The 21,768-nt window shown below is 72.9% G+C and carries 19 protein-coding genes; 12 read left to right on the forward strand and 7 right to left on the reverse strand.

Going from position 1 to position 21,768, the window contains the following annotated elements:
* Window positions 1–267 carry an acylphosphatase gene (locus ACQPY0_RS24905; RefSeq protein ID WP_432993214.1) on the forward strand — a complete coding sequence of 89 codons (267 nt, stop codon included), beginning with the start codon at window positions 1–3 and terminating at the stop codon, window positions 265–267.
* 53 nt (window positions 268–320) lie between these two features.
* Here the strand turns inward: ACQPY0_RS24905 and ACQPY0_RS24910 are convergent, their stop codons facing one another.
* Window positions 321–473 carry a hypothetical protein gene (locus tag ACQPY0_RS24910; RefSeq protein WP_432993217.1) on the reverse strand — a complete coding sequence of 51 codons (153 nt, stop codon included), beginning with the start codon at window positions 471–473 and terminating at the stop codon, window positions 321–323.
* Window positions 474–680: 207 nt separating this feature from the next.
* Here ACQPY0_RS24910 and ACQPY0_RS24915 point away from each other — a divergent pair, with 207 nt between their 5' ends.
* The 6 genes from ACQPY0_RS24915 (at window position 681) to ACQPY0_RS24940 (ending at window position 9,400) form a co-directional block, all read left to right on the forward strand.
* The gene (locus ACQPY0_RS24915) at window positions 681–2,117 is read left to right on the forward strand and encodes an NF041680 family putative transposase (protein ID WP_432995309.1); all 1,437 of its coding nucleotides are present in this window, start codon (window positions 681–683) and stop codon (window positions 2,115–2,117) included.
* A 204-nt stretch (window positions 2,118–2,321) separates the two neighbouring features.
* A complete protein-coding gene (gene kdpF, locus ACQPY0_RS24920) occupies window positions 2,322–2,411 on the forward strand; it encodes a K(+)-transporting ATPase subunit F (RefSeq protein WP_432993219.1) in 90 nt (29 codons plus the stop codon).
* Window positions 2,411–4,066: a potassium-transporting ATPase subunit KdpA gene (gene kdpA, locus ACQPY0_RS24925; protein WP_432993221.1), complete on the forward strand. Its 1,656-nt coding sequence runs from the start codon at window positions 2,411–2,413 to the stop codon at window positions 4,064–4,066. The genes kdpF and kdpA overlap by 1 nt, the downstream gene beginning before the upstream one ends.
* Entirely contained in the window at window positions 4,063–6,114 is a 2,052-nt protein-coding gene (gene kdpB / locus ACQPY0_RS24930) for a potassium-transporting ATPase subunit KdpB (protein WP_432993223.1), read from the forward strand. Before kdpA ends, kdpB begins: the two co-directional genes overlap by 4 nt.
* Window position 6,115: 1 nt before the next feature.
* A complete protein-coding gene (locus tag ACQPY0_RS24935) occupies window positions 6,116–6,904 on the forward strand; it encodes a potassium-transporting ATPase subunit C (protein ID WP_432993225.1) in 789 nt (262 codons plus the stop codon).
* 6 nt (window positions 6,905–6,910) lie between these two features.
* Window positions 6,911–9,400 carry an ATP-binding protein gene (locus ACQPY0_RS24940; RefSeq protein ID WP_432993227.1) on the forward strand — a complete coding sequence of 830 codons (2,490 nt, stop codon included), beginning with the start codon at window positions 6,911–6,913 and terminating at the stop codon, window positions 9,398–9,400.
* On the opposite strand, the gene ACQPY0_RS24945 is transcribed toward ACQPY0_RS24940, so the two are convergent.
* Together ACQPY0_RS24945 and ACQPY0_RS24950 are read right to left on the reverse strand one after the other, a co-directional pair.
* Window positions 9,381–10,073 carry a response regulator gene (locus ACQPY0_RS24945; protein WP_432993229.1) on the reverse strand — a complete coding sequence of 231 codons (693 nt, stop codon included), beginning with the start codon at window positions 10,071–10,073 and terminating at the stop codon, window positions 9,381–9,383. The two genes, ACQPY0_RS24940 and ACQPY0_RS24945, sit on opposite strands and share 20 nt — an antisense overlap.
* A complete protein-coding gene (locus ACQPY0_RS24950; protein WP_432993231.1) occupies window positions 10,070–11,119 on the reverse strand; it encodes a sensor histidine kinase in 1,050 nt (349 codons plus the stop codon). Before ACQPY0_RS24950 ends, ACQPY0_RS24945 begins: the two co-directional genes overlap by 4 nt.
* A gap of 95 nt (window positions 11,120–11,214) precedes the next feature.
* On the opposite strand from ACQPY0_RS24950, the gene ACQPY0_RS24955 reads away from it, so the two are divergent.
* Window positions 11,215–12,603, forward strand: a complete 1,389-nt coding sequence (locus ACQPY0_RS24955) for a serine hydrolase domain-containing protein (RefSeq protein ID WP_432993233.1) — start codon at window positions 11,215–11,217, stop codon at window positions 12,601–12,603.
* A 22-nt stretch (window positions 12,604–12,625) separates the two neighbouring features.
* Here ACQPY0_RS24955 and ACQPY0_RS24960 read toward each other — a convergent pair whose 3' ends face one another.
* On the reverse strand, window positions 12,626–13,150 hold the full coding sequence (locus ACQPY0_RS24960) for a CGNR zinc finger domain-containing protein (RefSeq protein WP_432993235.1): 525 nt from the start codon (window positions 13,148–13,150) through the stop codon (window positions 12,626–12,628).
* A 26-nt stretch (window positions 13,151–13,176) separates the two neighbouring features.
* On the opposite strand from ACQPY0_RS24960, the gene ACQPY0_RS24965 reads away from it, so the two are divergent.
* A complete protein-coding gene (locus tag ACQPY0_RS24965) occupies window positions 13,177–13,383 on the forward strand; it encodes a hypothetical protein (protein WP_432993237.1) in 207 nt (68 codons plus the stop codon).
* A gap of 73 nt (window positions 13,384–13,456) precedes the next feature.
* On the opposite strand, the gene ACQPY0_RS24970 is transcribed toward ACQPY0_RS24965, so the two are convergent.
* Together ACQPY0_RS24970 and ACQPY0_RS24975 are read right to left on the reverse strand one after the other, a co-directional pair.
* A complete protein-coding gene (locus ACQPY0_RS24970) occupies window positions 13,457–14,797 on the reverse strand; it encodes a sodium:proton exchanger (protein ID WP_432993239.1) in 1,341 nt (446 codons plus the stop codon).
* Window positions 14,798–14,859: 62 nt separating this feature from the next.
* A complete protein-coding gene (locus ACQPY0_RS24975; protein WP_432993241.1) occupies window positions 14,860–16,482 on the reverse strand; it encodes an FAD-binding dehydrogenase in 1,623 nt (540 codons plus the stop codon).
* A 75-nt stretch (window positions 16,483–16,557) separates the two neighbouring features.
* Between ACQPY0_RS24975 and ACQPY0_RS24980 the strand changes: the two genes are divergently transcribed.
* The 3 genes from ACQPY0_RS24980 (at window position 16,558) to ACQPY0_RS24990 (ending at window position 21,347) form a co-directional block, all read left to right on the forward strand.
* Window positions 16,558–17,664 (forward strand): helix-turn-helix domain-containing protein, encoded by a 1,107-nt coding sequence (locus ACQPY0_RS24980; protein ID WP_432993243.1) that lies wholly within the window; start codon window positions 16,558–16,560, stop codon window positions 17,662–17,664.
* 135 nt (window positions 17,665–17,799) lie between these two features.
* Entirely contained in the window at window positions 17,800–20,136 is a 2,337-nt protein-coding gene (locus ACQPY0_RS24985; protein ID WP_432993245.1) for a hypothetical protein, read from the forward strand.
* Between the two features lie 137 nt (window positions 20,137–20,273).
* Window positions 20,274–21,347 carry an alpha/beta hydrolase family protein gene (locus tag ACQPY0_RS24990; protein WP_432993247.1) on the forward strand — a complete coding sequence of 358 codons (1,074 nt, stop codon included), beginning with the start codon at window positions 20,274–20,276 and terminating at the stop codon, window positions 21,345–21,347.
* A gap of 7 nt (window positions 21,348–21,354) precedes the next feature.
* Here the strand turns inward: ACQPY0_RS24990 and ACQPY0_RS24995 are convergent, their stop codons facing one another.
* Complete coding sequence (locus ACQPY0_RS24995) at window positions 21,355–21,723, reverse strand: DUF4267 domain-containing protein (RefSeq protein ID WP_432993249.1); 369 nt, start codon at window positions 21,721–21,723, stop codon at window positions 21,355–21,357.
* Window positions 21,724–21,768: the final 45 nt, after the last annotated feature.

The raw sequence follows: 21,768 nt of genomic DNA on the forward strand, positions 1-21,768 counted from the left end.
ATGATCCGAAAGCGGGTGCTGGTCTCGGGCCGGGTGCAGGGCGTGTTCTTCCGCGACACCTGCCGGCGCGTCGCCGAGGCGCACGGGGTCGCCGGGTGGGTGCGCAACCTGCCCGACGGGCGCGTCGAGGCCGTGTTCGAGGGCGTCGAGGAGCCGGTCACCGCCCTGGTCGCCTGGGTCGGTCAGGGCCCCCGCAGCGCGGTCGTCACCGGCGTCGAGGCGCGCGACGAGCCGGTGGAGGGCCTCAGCGGGTTCCGCGTCCGATGACCGCCGCACAACCCCGGTGCCGACGCCGTGGCGTCATGCGTCGAGTGGATCGGTCAAGCGACGACAAGCTGCGCGGGGTGGGGCGCGTACAGCGGCGCCAGCACCACGAGCCGCCGCACCGCGGACGGACGGCGGGCGGCCAGCCAGGTAGCGAGTATCCCGGTCTCCTCACCGAGCGCGGTCGCCGCCCGCCCGTGGGACAGCACCCGGGTGTCGTGCCCCTCCTTGATCGCTGCCGAAGCCTAAAACGCTAAGCTTTAGTTTTAACCGGCCGGTTCAGAGGTCTTTGATCTTTTGGGCCGGTTTCGGTGTGTCGTAAGGACATGGGTACGGCCACCCGTGATCATTCGGAGTGCTGAAGCTTCGAAGGATGTGGGGTGGCCGTGGGGCCTACTATGCCAGGTTTGCGGGCGGTGGTCGCGGCTGAGCCGGTGGTGTGTCGTGCCGGGCTGATCGCGTGGCGGGCGGCGCTGTACCGGTGTTTCGGCAGGCGTGCGGATGCCCTGTTCGAACTGGTCGATGCGGTGCTCACCGCGCAGGGGCCGGTGGGTTCGCTGGTGGAGCTGTCGCTGGAGAAGGCGTTCCGGCGGGGTCATGGGGCGTTGTACGACGCCCTGGCCTGCGGGGTGATCGATGTTGCGGCGCTGCGCGAGCTGATTGCCGGTTCGTGGGACGGTCTGGACGACGGGCCGGTGAAGATCGCGGTGGATGTGTCGTCGTGGCCGCGTCCGGACGCGGAAACTTCCCCGGAACGGTGTCACTGCTACACCGCCTGCCGCTGCGACGGGGCCCGTAAGACGATCCCGGGGTGGCCGTTCTCGTTCGCTGCCGGCCTGCAGTGGGGCGCCTCGTCGTGGACGACGCTGTTGGACGCGGTACGGATCGGCCCGCACGACGACCCGACCCTGGTCACGGTCGAGCAGGTCGCCGAGGTGTCCGCGCGGCTGGACACGGCCGGCATGTTGGTGGGGCGGCCCGCCCCGATATTCGTGTTCGACTCCGGCTACGACCTGACCAGGATCAGCTACCTCCTCGGCACCCGCGGCGCGCGGGTGCAGGTGCTCGGCCGGGTCCGCAGCGACCGGGTGTTCTACGCCGCGCCGGGCTACGCCGGACGGGTCGACGGCCGGCCGGGGCGGCCACGCCGGCACGGCGACCGGTTCGAACTGTCCACGCCCGCGTCGCTGCCACCAGCCGATGAGCGGTTGTCCGCACAGAGTCCACGCTATGGTCAGGTGCAGGTCAGTGCCTGGCATGGACTGCACCAGAAGCTGGGCAGGCAGGCCGGCTGGACCGACTTCGCCGGTGTGTTACCGATCGTGCCCGGCACGGTCATCCGCATCCAGGTCGAGCACCTCCCCGGCAACCGTAAGCCAGACGATGTGTGGCTGTGGCACACCGCACCGCCCGGCACCGGGTTCGACCTGGACCTGCTGTGGAAAACGTACCTGCGCCGGTTCGATCTGGAACACACGTTTCGGCTGCTCAAGCAGACCCTCGGCTGGACCGCACCGCAGATCCGCACCCCGCAGCAGGCGCAGCGCTGGACCTGGCTGATCATAGCCGCGCACACCCAGCTTCGGCTGGCCAGGACCCTCACCACCGATCTGCGCCGGCCCTGGCAGCAACCGATCCCAACCGGTACACCGATCACCCCGGGCAGGGTCCGGCGGGGTTTCGGCCAACTACGCCGACACCTGGGCACCCCGGCCGGTAGACCAAAATTCACCGCCCCCGGACCCGGCCGCCCCACCGGCAGCACCCGACCACCACGAACCCACTACCCCGTCGGGAAGAAGAAGCCCGCAACGGACGAACCAACAGCAACAAAACCCAAGATCACAGGTTAAAACTAAAGCTAAGAACGCGTCAAGAAATCCGGGAGCCGCGTAGGGATCGCGTCAACGCTTCTGGGCATTGCCTCCACTCGCGCCTTGACTGGCGCTGTCGGGCATATCGAAGGAGGCATCCCCGGTGGCTGATGTGGTGTTCGTGCTGCTGACGATCGCGGCGTTCGTGGTTCTCGGCCTGGCGGTGCGGGCGGTGGAGCGGCTGTGAGCGCCGAGAACCTCGTCGGCCTCGTCCTCGCGGTCGCGCTGACCGGATACCTGGTCGCGGCGCTGCTCTTCCCGGAGCGGTTCTGATGGCCGGGGCCTTGTTCATACTCTCGCTGATCGTCGTGCTGGTGCTGCTGTACCGCCCGTTCGGCGACTACATGTTCCGCGCGATCACCGGGGTCCGGCACCTGCGGGGCGAGCGCATCGTGTACCGCGCGGTAGGGGTCAACCCGGAGGGTGAGCAGTCGTGGGGCGTCTATGCCCGCAGCGTGCTGGCCTTCTCCGCGGTGTCGATCCTGTTCCTGTACCTGCTCCAGCGCGTCCAGAACCACCTGTGGCTGAGCCTCGGCTTCGCCCCGGTGAAACCGGACCAGGCGTGGAACACGGCTGTGAGCTTCGTGACGAACACGAACTGGCAGTCGTACTCCGGTGAGGCGACCATGGGCCACCTGGTGCAGATGTCCGGCCTGGCGGTGCAGAACTTCGTCTCGGCGGCGGTCGGCGTGGCCGTGGCGGTCGCCCTGGTCCGCGGGTTCTCGCGGTCGAAGACCGACCAGCTCGGCAATTTCTGGGTCGACCTGGTCCGCATCAGCGTGCGGATTCTGCTGCCGATCGCCGTGCTGGGCTCGCTGGTGCTCATCGCCGGCGGGGTGGTCCAGAACCTCTCGGGCGGCACCGACGTCACGACTCTGGCCGGCGCGACGCAGCACATCACCGGCGGCCCCGTGGCCTCGCAGGAGGTGATCAAGGAGCTGGGCACGAACGGCGGCGGCTTCTACAACGTCAACAGCGCGCACCCGTTCGAGAACCCGACGGGCTGGACGAACTGGTTCGAGATCCTGCTGATCCTGTCGATCCCGTTCTGCCTGCCCCGCGTCTTCGGCCGGATGGTCGGCGACAAGCGGCAGGGCCTGGCGATCGCCGGGATCATGGCGATCCTGGCGATCGGCAGCGTGATCGTGATCAACGTGCTGCAGCTGCACCACGGCGGGACGGTGCCGACCGCGGTCGGGGCGGCGAGCGAGGGCACGGAGACGCGGTTCGGGGTGTCGCAGTCGGCGACGTTCGCGGCGGCGACGACGCTCACGTCGACGGGCGCGGTGAACTCGTTCCACGACTCCTACACCGCGCTGGGCGGCATGATCACGATGCTGAACATGATGCTCGGCGAGGTCGCGCCCGGCGGGGTCGGATCGGGCCTCTACGGCATGCTCATCCTGGCCGTGATCACCGTGTTCGTGGCGGGCCTCATGGTCGGGCGGACACCGGAGTACCTCGGCAAGAAGATCGGCTCGCGGGAGATCAAGTTCGCGTCGCTGTACCTGCTGACGACCCCGGCCCTCGTCCTCGTCGGCACGGCGATCGCGATGGGTTCCGGGACCGCCCGCGCGTCGATGGCGAACCCCGGCCCGCACGGGCTGTCGGAAGTGCTGTACGCGTTCACGTCCGCGTCGAACAACAACGGCTCCGCGTTCGCCGGCATCAGCGCCAACACGACGTTCTACAACACCGCGCTCGGGCTGTGCATGCTGCTGGGCCGGTTCCTGCCCATGATCTTCGTCCTCGGCCTGGCCGGTTCCCTCGCCCGCCAGCAGCCCACGCCCGCGTCGGCGGGGACGCTGCGGACGTACCAACCCCTCTTCATCGGCATGGTCGTGGCCGTCACGGTCATCGTCGTGCTGCTCACCTACCTGCCGGCCGTCGCGCTCGGCCCCCTCGCGGAAGGACTCGGCAGCTCATGATCGCCGCGGGTCTGCTGGATCCCAAGCAGCTGTGGAAGTCGGTCCCCGACGCGCTGCGCAAGCTCAACCCGGCCACCCTGTGGCGCAACCCGGTCATGTTCATCGTCGAGATCGGGTCGGTCTTCACCACCGTCCTCGCGGTTGCGCACCCCGGCGCCTTCGCGTGGGCGATCACCGTGTGGCTGTGGCTGACGGTGCTGTTCGCGAACCTGGCCGAGGCGGTCGCCGAGGGCCGGGGCAAGGCCCAGGCGGACACGCTGCGGCGGGCGAAGCAGGACACGATGGCGTGCCTGCGCGACGGTGGGACCGTCAAGGCGAGCGAGCTCAAGCAGGGCGATGTGGTCGTGGTCGAGGCTGGGCAGATCATCCCGGGCGACGGCGACGTCATCGAGGGTATCGCCTCGGTCGACGAGTCGGCGATCACCGGTGAGTCGGCGCCGGTGATCCGCGAGTCGGGCGGCGATCGCAGTGCGGTGACCGGTGGCACGAAGGTGTTGTCGGACCGGATCGTCGTGAAGATCACCCAGAAGCCGGGGGAGTCGTTCATCGATCGGATGATCGGCCTGGTCGAGGGTGCGAACCGGCAGAAGACCCCGAACGAGATCGCGCTGAACATCCTGCTGGCGTCGTTGACGATCATCTTCCTGCTGGCCGTGGCGACCCTGCAGCCGCTGGCGATCTACTCCAAGGCGGTGCAGGCGTTCGCCCCGGACAGTGCCGCGCTCAACGCCGACGGCGTCACCGGTATCGTGCTGGTTTCGCTGCTGGTCTGCCTGATCCCGACCACGATCGGGGCGCTGCTGTCGGCGATCGGGATCGCCGGCATGGACCGGTTGGTGCAGCGCAACGTCCTGGCCATGTCGGGCCGGGCGGTGGAGGCGGCCGGGGACGTCAACACGCTGCTGCTGGACAAGACCGGCACGATCACGCTGGGCAACCGGCAGGCGGGTGACCTGCTGCCGGTCGAGGGCGTGGACGTGCAGGAGCTGGCCGAGGCGGCGCAGCTTTCCTCCCTGGCCGACGAGACCCCCGAGGGCCGCAGCATCGTGGTGTACGCCAAGGAACATCACGGGTTGCGCGAGCGTGACGTCACCGGCGCCAAGTGGGTGCCGTTCACCGCCCAGACGCGGATGTCCGGGGTGGACGTCGACGGGCGTGAGGTCCGCAAAGGCGCGGCCACGGCCGTGATGAAGTGGGTGCGCGAGAACGGCGGCCACCCCATCAGCGAGGTCGGGTCCATTGTGGACGCCGTCTCCTCCTCCGGCGGCACCCCGCTCGTGGTCGCCTCCCGCCGCACCGGCGAGCCGGCCCGCACCCTCGGCGTCATCCACCTCAAGGACGTCGTCAAGCTGGGCATGCGCGCGCGGTTCGACGAGATGCGGCGGATGGGCATCCGCACGGTCATGATCACGGGTGACAACCCGCTCACCGCCAGGGCGATCGCGCAGGAGGCCGGGGTCGACGACTTCCTCGCCGAGGCAACCCCCGAGGACAAGATGGCCCTGATCAAGCGGGAGCAGCAGGGCGGGAAGCTGGTCGCGATGACCGGCGACGGCACCAACGACGCCCCCGCGCTGGCCCAGGCCGACGTCGGGGTGGCCATGAACACCGGCACCTCGGCCGCCAAGGAGGCCGGGAACATGGTCGACCTGGACTCCGACCCGACGAAGCTCATCGAGATCGTCGAGATCGGCAAGCAGTTGCTGATCACCCGGGGCGCGCTGACGACGTTCTCGATCGCCAACGACATCGCCAAGTACTTCGCGATCATCCCGGCGATGTTCGCCGCGGTGTACCCGGGCCTGGACAAGATCAACATCATGCGGCTGCACTCGCCGACGTCGGCGATCCTGTCCGCGGTCATCTTCAACGCGCTCGTCATCGTCGCCCTCATCCCGCTCGCCCTGCGCGGGGTGCGCTACCGGCCCGGCTCGGCGGCGGCGATGCTGCGCCGCAACCTGCTCGTCTACGGCGCCGGCGGTGTGATCGTGCCGTTCATCGGCATCAAGATCATCGACCTCATCATCATGAACATCCCGGGGATCTGACATGCGACTCCCAGCCTGGCTCGCCCAGCACCTCGCCGCCCTGCGCGCCCTGGTCGCCCTGACCATCGTGCTCGGCCTGGCCTACCCGCTGCTCATGGTCGCCGTCGCCCGCGTCCCGGGCCTGGCCGGCAACGCCGACGGCTCCCTCATCGGCCGCCGGGGATCCGCCCTCATCGGCCAGTCCTTCACCGACGCCCAGGGCAACCCGCTCAAGCAGTACTTCCAGTCCCGGCCCTCCGCCGCCGGGGCGGGCTACGATCCGGAGGCCACGTCGGCGAGCAACCTGGGCCCGGAGAACGTGAAGCTGCTCAACCAGGTCTGCCGGCGCAGCAAGGCCGTCGGGGAGCTCGAGGGCGTGGACGGCTCCCGGCCCTTCTGCACCCGCGGCGGCGCCGGCGCCGTGCTCGCCGTCTATCCCGGCCACGCCGTGAGCATCAACGAGACCTGCCCCGCCACCCCGTTCGTCCGCGAGTACCAGGGCCGGCCGGTGCGGTGCGCCAAGGAGGGCGAGGACTACAGCGCCGCGATGATGACCCCGATCCGCGGCGGCGCCCCCGACCACCCGGCCGTGCCGGCCGACGCGGTCACGGCCAGCGGCAGCGGTCTCGACCCGCACATCAGCGTCGCCTACGCGAACCTGCAGGTCCCCCGGGTCGCGAAGGCCCGCGGGATGTCGCCGGAGCGGGTGCGCGGGCTGGTCGAGGCGCACACCGACGGCCGTACCCTCGGGTTCATGGGAGCGCCGGCGGTGAACGTCCTGGAACTCAACCTCGCCCTCGATCGGAGCTGAACCGCCATGACGACGCGCGGGACGCTGCGGGTGTACCTGGGCGCGGCGCCCGGCGTCGGCAAGACGTACAAGATGCTGGAGGAGGGGCGGCGCCGGCTCGAACGCGGCACCGACGTGGTCGTCGGGTTCGTCGAGACCCACGACCGCCCCTTCACCGAGGTCCTGCTCGACGGCCTGGAGGTCGTGCCGCGCAAGCGGATGACGTATCGCGCCGCGGCCTTCACCGAGCTCGACCTGGATGCCGTCCTGGCCCGCCGGCCCGAGGTCGCGCTCGTCGACGAGCTGGCCCACACCAACGTTCCCGGCGGCGCCCACGCCAAACGCTGGCAGGACATCCAGCGGCTCCTGGAGGCCGGCATCGACGTGCTGACCACGGTCAACATCCAGCACCTCGAGTCGCTCAACGACGTGGTCGAGTCGATCACCGGGGTGCCGCAGCGCGAGACCGTGCCGGACGCGGTGGTCCGCCGGGCCGAGCAGATCGAGCTCGTGGACATGACCCCCGAGGCGCTGCGCCGCCGCATGGCGCACGGCAACGTCTACAAGCCGGAGAAGATCGACGCGGCGCTGGGCAACTACTTCCGGGTCGGCAACCTCACCGCGCTGCGCGAGCTGGCGCTGTTGTGGCTCGCGGACAAGGTCGACGAGCAGCTGGAGCGCTACCGCGCCGAGCACGGCATCGCCAAGACCTGGGAGACCCGCGAACGGGTCGTCGTGGCGCTGACCGGCGGCCCCGAGGGCGACACTCTCGTGCGCCGCGCCGCCCGGGTCGCGGCCCGCACCAAGGGCGCCGATCTGCTCGCCGTGCACGTCGTGCGCGGCGACGGCCTGGCCGGCGCCGACCCGGCCAACCTGACCCGCCAGCGGCTGCTGGTCGAGTCGCTCGGCGGGACCTACCATCAGGTTCTCGGCGCCGACGTCCCGCGCGCCCTGCTCGACTTCGCCCGCGGCGTCAACGCCACCCAGCTCGTCCTGGGCGCCAGCCGCCGCGGCCGCCTCGCCCAGATGCTGTCCCCGGGCGTCGGCGTGACGACCACGGCCGGCTCCGGCGCCATCGACGTCCACCTCGTCACCCACGAGGAGGCCCGCCGCTTCGCCTGGCGCACCCGCCGCGCCGGCGGTCTCGACCGCGGGCGCCGCCTCGCCGGCTTCGCCCTGTCACTCGCCGGCCTGCCCCTGCTCACGATCGCCCTCGATGCCCTGCGCGGCGGCGCGAGCCTGCCGACCGACATCCTGGCCTACCTCGTCCTGGCGGTCGCCGCCGCCCTGGTCGGCGGCCTGCTGCCGGCCCTGCTCTGCGCGGTCGGCGGGTTTCTGCTGCTCAACTGGTACTTCACCCCGCCGCTGAACCGCTTCACGATCCACGAGCGCGAGAACCTCTTCGCGCTCGTGGCCTTCGTCTTCGTCGCCGTCGCCGTCGCCACCGTCGTCGACGGGGCCGCCCGCCGCGCCCGCGACGCCGCCCGCGCCTCCGCCGAGGCCCAGACCCTGGCCACCCTGGCCGGCAGCGTCATGCACGGCGACAACCCGCTCGGGGCCCTCCTCGAACGCGTCCGCGAGTCCTTCGGCCTGGACTGCGTCACGCTGCTGGAGCGCGACGGCGAGCACGCCCCGTGGCGCGTCGCCGCGTCCGTCGGCGGCACCCCGTGCACGTCGCCGGGCGACGGCGAGACCGAGGTGTCGATCGAGGAGCACGTCTCCCTGGTCCTGCGCGGTCACCCCCTCCCGGCCGCCGACCGCCGCCTGGTCGAGGCCTTCGCCGCCCACGCCGCGATCGCGCTGCGCCAGCAGCGCCTGGGCGAGCAGGCCGCCGCGGCCGGCACCCTGGCGGAGGTCGACCGCCTGCGCACCGCGCTGCTGTCCGCGGTGAGCCACGACCTGCGCACCCCGCTGGCCTCGGCCAAGGCCGCGGTCGGCAGCCTGCGCAGCCCGGACGTGCACTTTTCCGACGAGGACCAGGCCGAGCTGCTGGAGACGGCCGAGGAGTCCCTGGACAAGCTCACCCGGCTGGTCGAGAACCTCCTGGACATGTCCCGCCTGCAGGCCGGCGCGCTGGCGCTCACCCTGGAGCCGGTCGACCTGGCCGACGCCCTGCCCCGCGCCGCCGACGACCTCGACGCGGTGGTGACGATCAGCGTGCCCGAGGACCTGCCGCCGGTGAGCGCCGACCCGGCCCTGCTGGAGCGCATCCTGGTCAACCTGCTCGCCAACGCCCTGCGCCACAGCCCGCCGCACCGCCCGCCGGCCGTCGGCGCGAGCGCTCACGCCGGCCGGGTCGAGATCCGCGTCGTCGACCACGGCCCGGGCCTGCCGGCCGAGGACCACGACCGCGTCTTCCAGCCCTTCCAGCGCCTCGGCGACCGCGACAACACGACCGGCGTGGGCCTGGGCCTGGCGCTCTCGCGGGGCCTGGCCGAGGCCATGAACGGCACCCTCACCCCGGAACCGACCCCCGGCGGCGGCCTGACGATGACCCTCACCCTCCCGCGGGCGTGACCTCCAGGCGGTAGCCGATGCCGGGCTCGGTGACGAAGTAGCGGGGGCGGGACGGGTCCGGCTCCAGCTTGCGGCGCAGGTTGGCGAAGTGCACCCGCAGGTAGTTGGTCTCGGTCTCGTACTGCGGGCCCCACACCTCGCGCAGCAGCCGCTTGTGCTCGACCAGCTTGCCCTCGTGCCGGGCCAGCACCTCGACCAAGTGCCACTCGGTCGGGGTGAGGCGGATCGTCGTGCCGTCCGGGGCCGTGGCCTGCTTCGTGGACAGGTCCAGGCGGAACGCCTCGGTCCGGATGACCGGGGCGGCCGGCTCCGGCGCGGCACGGCGCAGGGCCGCGCGCATGCGGGCCAGCAGCTCGTCCATGCCGAAGGGCTTCGTCACGTAGTCGTCGGCGCCGGCGTCCAGCGCGGCGACCTTGGTCGGGCCGCTGTGCCGGGCCGACAGGACGATGATGGGCACGCCGCTGTACCCCCGGATGCCCGCGACCACGTCCAGCCCGTCGAGGTCGGGCAGGCCCAGGTCGACGATCACCAGGTCCGGCGGGTGGTGCGCGGCCGCGGTCAGGCCGGCCGTGGCCGTGTTCGCCGTCTGCACCTGGTAGCCGCGCGCGGCGAAGTTCAGCCGCAGCGCCCGCAGCAGCGGCTCGTCGTCGTCGACAATCAGCACCCTGGTCATGCGCTCGGCAACTCCACTGTCATCGTCAGGCCGCCGCCGGGGGTCTGCGACGGGGTGACCGTGCCGCCCATCGCCTCCGTGAACCCGCGCACGATCGCCAGGCCCAGCCCGAGCCCGGCGCCGCCCCGGTCGCCGCGGCGCTGGAACGGCTCGAACAGCGCGGCGAAGTCGGCGGGCGGGACGCCGGGGCCGTCGTCGGCGACGTGCAGGCGCACCCGGCCGCCGGCCGCCGATCCGGTGACGCGCACGTGCGGGGCGGCCGCGAGCGCGTTGGCCACGAGGTTGGCCACCACCCGCTCCAGCAGGCCGGGGTCGGCCAGCGCCAGGGGCAGGTCGTCGGGGACGTCCACCGCGACCCGGGCGCGGCCGTGCTCCGTCGCGGGCACGTGCAGTACGACATCCGCGGCCACCGCGTCGAGGGCCGTCGGCTCCGGCGTCGCCGACAGCACGCCCGCTCGCAGGCGGCTCAGCGAGAGCAGGTTCTCCACCAGGGCCGTCATCCGGTCGGTGGCCTCCTCGACGGTGGCCAGCAGTTCGGCGCGGTCGGCGGCGGAGAACTCCACGTCGGGGCTGCGCAGGCTGGACGTGGCCGCCTTGATCCCGGCCAGCGGCGTGCGCAGGTCGTGGCTGACCGCGTCGAGCAGGGCGGTGCGCAGCCGGTCGACCTGTGCCAGTTCCCGGGCCCGGGCGGCCGCGGCGCGCTGGCGGGACACCACGTCGACCGCGATCGCGACCCCGGCGGCGACCAGGAGGTACACCACCAGGACGATCGCGTTGTCGACGCTGGCCACGGCGAGCGTGCCGAACGGCGGGACGAAGCCGACGTTGACCAACCCGTCGGCGATCACGGCAGCCGCGAGCGCCGGCCACAGCCCGCCCGCGATCGCGGCGGCGGCGACCGGCACGAGGTACAGCAGCGCGACCGACGCCAGCGACAGGTGTCCCCGCAGCGGCTCCAGCACGGCCGTCGTCACCGCCGGCCCGGCCAGCGCGAGGACGGCGCCGGCGCCGAGGCGGCGCGCCAGGCCGGGACGATCGCTGGTCACTCCGCCATTCTGGCAGTGCCGGGCCGCCGAACGGCGCCGGAAGGCGGCCGGTAGGACGCCGGTCACGCCGCGCCGCAGGTGCAAGAATCCGGCGCATGTCCCTTGATCGGCGGTTCGGGCGGCGCGCGCTGCTCGGCGCGGGGTTCGCCGCGTCCGCCGCCGCGCTCGCCGGGTGCGGCGACGGCGGCCACCCCGCGGCCGCCCCGTCCGGCCCGGCCGGCTCCGCCGCCGGTGACGCGCCGGTCGCCGAGGCGGAGGGCGTGGCCGGGCTGGCCGCGTCGGGCTCGCCGAGCGCCTCGCCGTCGGCGGTCGCGGGGCAGATCCTCTCCGCGCCGTACAGCGGCAAGCTCGTCGACACCCTCAAGCGTTACCTGGTGCCGACGTCGGACAACCCGAAGCATCCCGGCTACCCGGGCGCGGTCGTGCTCGTCAACGTCGGCGGCAAGGTCACCACGCACGCGGCGGTCGGCGACGCGCTGCGCTACGGCGCCGGCCCGGTTGAGCTGGCGGCGAGCAAGCGCGTGGCGATGCGCCCCGACTCGGTCTTCGACGTCGCCTCCGTCACGAAGGTGTTCACCACGATCCTGGCCGTCCAGCAGGCCGACCGCGGCCGGCTCGACCTCAACGCGCCCGTGTCCCAGTACCTGCCGGCCTTCGACGGCCCGGGCAAGTCCGCGGTCACGGTCGCGATGCTGCTCACGCACACCAGCGGCCTGCCGGTCGGCCCGTCGATCCCGGAGACGTCGAAGAAGCCGGACGTGGCGGCGCGGTGGGAGTACATCGTCTCGACGCCCCTGGCCGACGGGGTCGCGCCGGGCTCCCTGTTCCGCTACACCAGCCTCGGCCTGCTGCTCACCCAGCAGATCCTGGAGAAGCTCACCGGCAAGCCCCTCGACCAGCAGGTGAAGACCGAGATCACCGGCCCGCTCGGGCTGCGCGACACCGGCTTCAAGCCGCTGGGCTGGCTCAGCGCCGCGGACAAGGCCAACCGGCTCGTCGCCACCGACGCCCGCACCTCCCGCGGCCTGCTGCGCGGCACCGTCCACGACGACATCTGCAACGTCCTCGGCGGCGTGGCCGGCTCCGCGGGCATCTTCACCACCGCCGCCGACCTGTCCGTGATCGGGCTGATGCTGCTCGGCGGCGGGCAGTACAACGGCAAGCGGCTCCTCTCCGAGGCCATCGTGCGCACCATGCTCACCAACCACAACGCCGGCCTGCCCGCCACCGACGTCGACCGCCCGAACCGCAGCTCCACCCACGGCCTGGGCCTGGAGCTGGACCAGCCCTGGTTCATGGGGCGCCTGGCCGGCTCGGGCGCGTTCGGTCACACCGGGTTCACCGGCTGCGAGCTGGTGGTCGAGCCGCGCCGCAAGCTCGTCCTGGTGCTGCTGACCAACCGCGCCCACCCGAACTGGAGCTGGGCCAACCCGGACCCGACCCGCGTCGCGGTCGCCAACGTCCTGGCCGACGCGATCGCCTGACCCGCCCCGCACGGCGGCGAGGTTACCCCGGGGTCTTCTCCCGGGCGCGGTGAGCCGCGACGTTGACCCGGTTGGCGCACGCGGTGGAGCAGAAACGGCGCCGGCCGTTGCGGGACGTGTCGACGTACACGACGGGGCAGCCCTCGCGCGAGCACCGCCCGAGCCGCGAGCCGCCCGCCCCGCACACCGCGACCGCGAGCCCGCCGGCGATCGCCGCGCTGATCCGCGCGACCGGGTCGTCGGTGCCGGTGATGTAGTGCAGGTGGGGTGCGTTGCCGTCGTGCATCGACACGCGCACCGAGGCCGTGGCGCCGCAGAGCAGCTCGTTGACCAGGGCGATCTGGCGGACGACGGCGGGCTCGCCGAAGACCGGGCGGACGCCGGCGAGCCACGCCGCCAGCGCCGCCGCCTGGGCCTCGTCGAGGTCGCGGTTCGCCATCTCGTGCGCGCCGAGCAGGCGGCGCAGCGTCGCGGGGGTGAGCTCGCCGGTGTTGAGCAGGTCGGCGGCGAGGAACGTGCCCGAGCCGCCGTAATGGTTGAATTGCACAAGGCCATTACAGCATGCTCGTGGACATGGAAACCTGCAGCGCCTGCGGGCGGCCGGCGGCGGGGGCCGCCGTCGAGTCGTCGCACGTCACATCGGAGGGCATCGTGCGGTACCGCCGCTGCCCCTGCGGCCGCCGCTGGCTGGAGCTCGCCGCGCTCGTGCTGCTGGAGCGGGCGACGGCCACGCTCGCCGCTCGTGCGAGCGATCCAGCGCGCGAGGCCCGGCGGCCCTGAGGTCCGGAGCCGCTCGATGTCCCCGAGCCGGTGCATCGGCTCAGCAGCGCCCGGCTCCGCTGCCGGCCGCCGTTCAAACGGGTGGATGGGTTGGCATCACCGCCCGGAGCCGGGTGCGCAGGCGCAGGCGGCCGCCGCCGGTGGTCGTGCAGAGCAGGTCGTCGCCCAGTTGGTCGTGCCGCGCGAGCAGCCCGTCGCGCAGCATCGGCACCAGGCAGTCGCGCTTGCGGACCAGCGCGACGACGGCGAGGGCGAGATACACGACGCTGAGCGTGACCAGCTCCTCGTCGTGCCAGCGCGGCGGGATCAGCGCGCCGAGGACGAACTGCACCAGGAACAGACCCAGCAGCATCAGCGCCGCCCGCAGGCTCAGCGTCAGCCCGAGCAGCAGCGCGATCGCCAGCAGCGACTGGGCCGCGGTCAGCAGCAGCTCGCCGCGCTGGGCCGCCGCGATCGGCAGCCCCGACCACCCGTGGCTGGAGGCGGCGAAGACGACCGGCAGCGTGCCGACGAGCAGCGTCCACTGGTTGACCTTCGAGGAGACCAGCGCGCCGAGCGCCTCCGTGGTGTGCAGCCGCCACGCGTAGAGCCCGGCGACGAGCAGCTCGGGTGCCTCGGAGGCCAGCGGCGCCACCCACTGCACGAGCAGGAACTGGCTGATGCCGAGGTCCTCGCCGGTGTCGACGAGGGATTCGGCGAACGGCTCGGCGGCGAGCAGGATGACGGCCGCCGCGACGACGAACAGCCCGATGACGACGGCCCGCCGCGGCGCCCTGCCCAGGCCGCCGATCCACGCGGACGGGCCGATCAGCTCGGGCTCCCCGGCCGGGGCGCGCGACACCCGCCAGCTGTAGGCGACGAAGACCGCCACGAGCACGGCGGTGTCCCACAGGGTGAGGGTCCGCTTGAAGGGCAGGATCAGGCAGTACAGCGACGCGATCGTGAGGAACGCGAGCGGCACGGCGTCGGCGCACCCGAGCCTGATCCCGCGCCGCCCGCCGCGGCGCCAGGCGATGAGCACGACCAGCACCCACCCGAGGCCGACGAGGATCCGGTTGGCGCCGGTCATGTTGGCCAGGGCCAGGGAGCAGGCCGGGGTGCCGTCGCCGCCCGGGGGCGCGCAGGCGGCGCCGTACTCCCGGGTGTCCGCCCCGCCCTGCCAGGTGAAGACGAAGTCGACCGAATACTCGGGCAGGACCGCGATGAGCGCGAGCACCGCCACCGCCAGCCCCGCCGACACGTCGACCTGGGCCGCCTCGGCCGCCCACGCCAGGACGAACGCGGCCCCGACGATCGCGCCGCCGTAGACGACCGCGGCCACGGGTGCGGGCAGCTCGAGGCCGGTGAGGGCGACGACCACGCCGGGGACGGTCGCCGCGAGCGCCAGCAGGCCCGAGACGGGCGGTCGTCGCATGTGACCGGACTCTACCGCCGCCCGCCTCCCTGCGCCGCCTCCCCGCGCCCGGCGCGGGGAGGCTAGGCGGCCGCGGCCGCCGCCCGCCCGGCCGTGCGGCCCGAGAAGAGGCAGCCGCCCAGGAAGGTTCCCTCCAGGGAGTTGTACCCGTGCATCCCCCCGCCCCCGAAGCCCGCGACCTCGCCGGCCGCGTACACGCCGGGCAGCGGGGTGCCGTCGGCGCGCAGGACCCGGCCCTGCAGGTCGGTTTCCAGCCCGCCGAGGGTCTTGCGGGTCAGGATGTTCAGGCGCACGGCGATGAGCGGGCCGGCCTTCGGGTCCAGCAGGCGGTGCGGGGTCGCGACGCGGATGAGCTTGTCGCCACGGTACGAGCGGGCTCCCCGGATCGCCGTGATCTGGGCGTCCTTGGTGAAGGTGTTGGCCATCTCGCGGTCGCGGGCTTCGACGGCGCCCCGGATCGCGGCGGCGTCCAGCGCCACGTCCGGCTCGAGCCGCTGCATCCCGGCGATCAGCTCGTCCAGCGTGCCGGCGACGACGAAGTCGGCGCCGTGCTGTTTGAAGGCCTCGACGGGCCCGGGCGCGCCCTTCTTCACCCGCTGCAGCACCTGGCGCACGCTGCGGTTGGTGAGGTCCGGGTTCTGCTCGGAGCCGGAGAGCGCGAACTCCTTCTCGATGATCTTCTGGGTCAGGACGAACCAGCTGTGGTCGTACCCGGTCGCGGTGATGTGCCGCAGCGTGCTGAGCGTGTCGAAGCCCGGGAAGCACGGCGCCGGCAGCCGCTTGCCGGTCGCGTCCAGCCACAGCGACGACGGCCCGGGCAGGATGCGGATGCCGTGCTCAGGCCAGATCGGGTCCCAGTTGCGCAGGCCCTCGGTGTAGTGCCACATCCGGTCGGGGTTGATGATCCGCCCGCCGGCCGCCTCGGTGATGGCGAGCATCCGCCCGTCGACGTGCGCGGGCACCCCGGCGACCATCCGCCTCGGCGGCGCCCCCAGCCGGGCCGGCCAGGCCTTGCGCACCAGGTCGTGGTCGCCGCCGATGCCGCCGGAGGTCACGATGACCGCCGAGGCCGACAGCTCGAACTCCCCGACCGCGGTGCGCGAGCTCGACTGTCCACGAAGGACGGTGCTCGGCTCCAGGATCGTGCCGCGGACCGATCCCGGCCCGAGTTCGTCGACCCGGTGCCGGAAGCGCAGCTGGACCCGGTCGGAGGCCTTGACCCGGCGCTCGAACGGCTCCACGATCCCCGGCCCGGTGCCCCACGTGATGTGGAACCGCGGCACCGAGTTGCCGTGGCCGTCCGCCGGTCCGCCGCCGCGCTCGGCCCACCCGACGACCGGGAAGACCCGGTGCCCCATGGACCGCAGCCAGGCGCGCTTCTCGCCGGCCGCGAAGTTGACGTACGCCTCGGCCCAGCGCCGCGGCCAGTGGTCCTCCTCGCGATCGAACTGCGCGCTGCCCAGCCAGTCCTGCCAGGCCAGCTCCACCGAGTCGCGGATGCCCATCCGCCGCTGCTGCGGCGAGTCGACGAAGAACAGCCCGCCGAACGACCAGAACGCCTGCCCGCCGAGGCTCTGCTCCGGCTCCTGGTCGAGCAGGATCACCCGCTTGCCCGCGTCCGCCACCTCGGCCGCGGCCACCAGCCCGGCCAGCCCCGCCCCGACAACGATCACATCCGCGTCCACCCGACCAGGCTAGGCACCACCGTGCCAAAATCGTTGGTGTCCAAACCACAAAATCCGGCGGGGCTTGTCACCCCGGTGACAAATTCGGCGCTCCCGCCGCATCTGCGCGACCTTCATCCGGTCCTGCTGGAGCGCGTCCTGACCGCCGTCCGCGCCGCGATGCGGGCCCAGGGCCGCTCGCTCAGCGGCGGCCAGGGGCACGGCCTCACCCTGGGCGTCGAGACCGCCGTCGCCACGTTCACCTCCGGCGCGGACCTTGCCCCGACGCTGGCGGTCTTCGCCGAGCTGGGCCGCACCGAATACCGCGAGGGCCACCGCGTCGACGCCCTGCGCTCCATCCTCACCGTCGGCGCCCAGACGTTCTGGGCGGCGTTGGTCGCCGAGCCGGGCCCGATCCCGCCGGCCGAACTGTACGTCGTCGCCGCCGCCCTCTTCGGCTACGTCGACGCGCTGGCCGGCGCGGCCGCCGAGGGGTACCTCGACGAGCAGCGCGATGCCGCCCACGACTGGGCCCAGGCCCGCCGCCGCCTGATCACCCTGCTCATCCAGCCCGACCCGCCCGCCGAGCCGGCCCTGCACGCCGCCGCCGAGGCCGCCCGCTGGCCGCTGCTGGCCTCGGTCCGCGCGGTGAGCGTCGAGGGCACCGATGCCGAGCACCTGGCCCGCGCGGCCGGCGGCGGCGCCATCGCCACCGTCATCGACGGCGCCACCCGCCTGCTGTGCCCGTCCCCGGCCACCCTGGACCGGGCCCTGTCCGGCCGCCGCGCCGCGGTCCGTCCGCTGGTGCCGCTGCGGTACGCGCGCCGCTCGTACCGCATCTCGCGCCGGGCCCTGCAGCTGCAGCAGTCCGCCCGCCTGCCGGACGGCGTCGTCGACTGCGACGAGCATCTCGTGCCCCTGCTGCTGGACTGGGAGCCGGGCGTCGCCGAACGCCTGGCCGACCGCGTGCTCGAACCGCTGCGGGCGCTGACCCCGGCGGCCCGCCGACCGCTGGCCGCGACCCTGCTGGCGTGGCTGCGCGCCCAGGGCCAGGTGATCCCGGCGGCCGCGGCGCTGCACACGCACCCGCAGACGGTCCGCTACCGGCTCCGCCGGCTGCGCGAGCTCTTCGGCGAGCGGCTCGACGATCCCGACGCCCGTCTGGCCCTGCAGCTGGCCCTGCTCGCGGTCCGTCCGACCTGAGGACGTCGCACATATCCGACATTTCGGTTATGTGCGGTAAGGCAAATTTAGTGGTCTTGATCACCTCATCGTGGGTTTTGTCGTACTTTGTGCACGGCTCCGGGTTTCCGGGCCGCGGACACCACGGGGGGTGTTGTGAGTTCTTGTGTTCTACGGCGGTCGGGCCGCCGCGCCCGGTGGGCGACGGCGGGCGCACTGCTGGCCGCCGCGCTCGTCGCCGGGCCAGGGCTGGCTGCGCCGACGGCGTTCGCCGCCGAGCGTCCCGCCGGCGACGGCGTGCAGCGCCACAGCGAACAGCAAGGGAAGCAGGGAAAGGAAGGTAAGCAAGGTAAGCAAGGCGGCAAGAAGGCCGGGCGCGCCGCGGACAAGACGGCCGCCGGCAAGACGGTCGCCGACACGAGGGCTGCGGACAACAAGGCCGCCGACACGAGGGCTGCGGACAACAAGGCCGCCGACACGAGGGCTGCGGACAACAAGGCCGCCGACAGCAACGGCGTCGACAGCAAAGGCGCGGACAAGAAGGCCGCGGACAGCAAGAGTGTCGGCAGGAAGGGCGCCGACGTCTCGGTGAAGCAGGGCGTCGACGCCGACGATCAGGCCGGGAAGGCTCGGCCGGGCGGGGACGGCACCAGCGGTACCGACAAAGCCGCCAAGCAGACGGCGACCGTCGCCGGCCGTCCGGGCGTGGCCGAGATCAACACGAACTACGCCGCGCTGACGGCGGTGTACGAGCCGGCCACCGCGAAGGTCGGGCAGACCTTCAAGTGGAAGGCGACGCTGACGTACGACGGCCTGATCCCCGGCTCCACCGACGGCGTCGGGTTCTGGATCGACCTGCCCACCGGCATCGTGCCGGAGGGCCCGACCACCACGTCGTGCGGCGCGACCGTGACGATCGTGGACGGCTACCAGGTCCAGGTCAGCCAGGCGATACTGTCCAACATCGTCCCGATCTGCACGTTCACCGCGGACGTGCACGCCACCGAGCCGGGCACGTACGGCGTCAGCGCCCACCTCTGGAACGGCTCCAACCTCAGCGGCTCGACGCTCGGCGCCACGATGACGGCGACGCCGGCCGACGCCACGCTCACCGGCGGCTTCTCCGGCGTGTCGGTCGTGTCGGGCAACCCGGCCGCGCTGAGCCTGGCGCTGGACCGGATGCCCTCGACCGACGCGAAGTCGGGCATGGCGTTCACCCTGGCGCTGCCGACCGGCGTGACGGTCGGCTCGGGGGCGCCGGTCAACGAGTGCGGCGGCACCCTGACGGCGACCGCCGGGCAGTCGAGCGTGTCGCTCGCGTCCGGCGAGCTGCCGATCGGCGTGGCGGGCTGCACGATGACGGTACCGCTGGCGTTCGCCACCCCGGGCCTGAAGACGATCGCCGGGGCGGACGCGGTCACCGGGCTGAGCAACGTCACGAACGGGATCGTGACGTCGACGATCGACGTGTACCCGGCGATCCCCGACCCGCAGACGATCACGTTCGCGCAGCCGGCGGACGTCGCGGCGGGCACGGCGAGCGTCAGCGTCAATCCCACGGCGTCCTCCGGACTGTGGGTGACGGTCACCAGCGGCACGACCGACGTGTGCACGGTCGCGCCCGACGTGGAGGGGCACCGGCCGGAGACGCTGGGCACGCCGGTGATGCTGCTCAAGCCGGGCGTGTGCACGCTGACCGCGAACCAGGCGGGCAACGGGTACTTCGCGGCCGCGCCGGCCGTTGCCCGGTCGTTCTCGGTGACGCCGCCGGCGCCGTCGGGCGTCTCGGCCACGGCGGCGGACTCGTCGATCGCCGTGACCTGGCTGGCGCCGCAGAGCACGACGGGCATCACCGGGTACAAGGCGATCGCGAACCCGGGCCCGGCGACCTGCACCACGACCGGGGCGCTGACCTGCATCCTCGGCGCGACGGCCGGCACGACCTACACGGTCACGGTGGTCGCGCTCGCCGGTGAGGCGCAGTCGGAGCCGGCCGGCCCGTCCTCGGCCGTCACGCCGGCCGCGCCGGTGCCGCCGGCCACGCCGCCGTCGACGAACCTGACCCTGACCACCGACCAGGGCCAGATCTCGCAGGCCGAGCCCGGCCAGGCGATCACGTTCGTCGGCACCGGCTTCGCGGCGTACTCGACCGTCGTCATCTCGATGTACTCCGCGCCGCAGGTCCTCGGCACCGCCGTCACCGACGGGGCCGGGAACTTCAGCAAGCCGATCACCATCCCGACGGACCTGGCCTTCGGCGCGCACACCGCCCTCGCACAGGGCGTGGCCCCGGACGGCACGACCCGCTCGATGGCGCTCGCGCTGACGGTCGCGGCCTCGGCCCCGGCCCCGGCCCCGGCTCCGGCCCCGAGCACCGGCAACCTGGCGGTGACCGGCGCCGCGGTGACGCAGCAGGTCCTCGTCGGGCTGGCGCTGGCGATCGCGGGCTCGGGCCTGTTCCGGCTCGGCCGTCCGCGCCGCCGGATCGCCTGACCGGTGTTCTGCCGGACGGGGCCCTGCTCGCCGCGGGGCCCCGTCCGGTACTGGTACATCTGCGGGACTACACCGTGCACTCCATATAGCTCCGTGGATTGACGACGGCGGCCTGGCGCGACCGGCAGGGTGGGCGCATGGCAGCTTTTCGACTGACGCGCCGGGGCGCGCTGCAGGGGGCGCTGGCGGCCGCGGTCGCGGCGCCGATCGACCTGTCCGGACCGCGGCGGCTGCGGCTGCCCGGGCCGACCGGGCCGTATCCCGTGGGAACCGTCGTGCGGCATCTCGCCCGGCGACCCCGGGAACTGATGGTGAGCGTGTGGTACCCGGCGCGGGAAACCGGGCGGTTTCCGCTGGCGCAGTGGTTGTCCGCGGCGGTCACGCGGGAGCTGCTGGTCCACTCCGGGTTTCCCGCCGGCGCTGTGACCGCGCCGCTGACGGCCGGACGAGTCGGGGCGCCGGCGCTGCGCTCGGGCGGCCCGTGGCCGGTCGTGCTGTTCTCGCACGGGGCGCACGACCACCGCGCCGACACCACGATCACGGTGCAGGAGTTGGCCAGCCACGGGTATGTCGTCGTCACCGTCGACCACATCGGCGACGCGTTCAGCCGGCTCCCGGACGGGCGGGTCGTGGTGCCGTCCGAGGAGCCGCCCTTTGCCGGCCCCAAGGACTTCGCCGACGACATCCGGTTCGTGCTCGACCACGTCCGCGACCTCGCGGAGCTCGACCTGGATCTCGGACGCGTCGGCATGTTCGGCTGGTCGAAGGGTGGCACGGCCACGGCGTTGGTCATGCTCGCGGACCGCCGGGTCCGAGCGGGGCTGAGCCTCGACGGACCCATGCAGCCCCTCATCACCACCGACCTGGACCGGCCGTTCATGCTCATGACCGCCGAGTTCACCCGCGCTGCCGAGCCGAGCGTCGCGCAGTTCTGGTCCCATTTGCGCGGCCGGCGGCTCGACGTGCGGGCCGACGGCGTGCGGCACTCGTCCTACACCGACTACCAGATCCTGTTCCCGCAGCTGGCCGCGGCGGTCGGGATGAGCGGCGACGAGTTGCGCGAGCGGGTCGGCACCCTGCCTGCGGCGCGGGCGACCCGCATTCAGCAGGCGTACCCGCTCGCGTTCTTCGACCGCCACCTCCGCCACCGGCCGGCGCCCCTGCTCGACGGCCCGAGCCCGGCGTTTCCGGAGGTGCGCTTCCTGGGGTGAGCCCCGCTCAGACGGCGAACAGGAGTGCGGCGGCGGCCAGGACGACCACCGCGGTGGCGAAGTGGATGCCGAACGCCGCCGCGCGCGTGCCGCCGTTGCGCAGGACGATCACGGTGTCGCCGAGCGGGACCAGGGCGGCGACCAGCATGAACCAGGCCTCGGCGGTCGTGCCGGCGGCGGCGAGCACGGCCAGGCCGATCAGGCCGAAGGTGGCGTCGCGCAGCCCCTTCACGGTGAGGTATGCCCGGTCGCCGTCCGGCCGCGCCGCCACCCCGTAACCGGCCGCGGCGACCCGGGGCTGCAGCAGGAAGCGGGCGCCGATGAACAGGACGAACAGGTTGAGGACGGTGGCCAGGACGTAGGCGAGGGTGGTCATCTCGGGACTCCTTGCTGCTAGCAGTGATAGGAATCAGGTCGATGC

Source organism: Dactylosporangium sp. CA-233914 (assembly GCF_050942935.1).
Lineage (GTDB): Bacteria > Actinomycetota > Actinomycetes > Mycobacteriales > Micromonosporaceae > Dactylosporangium.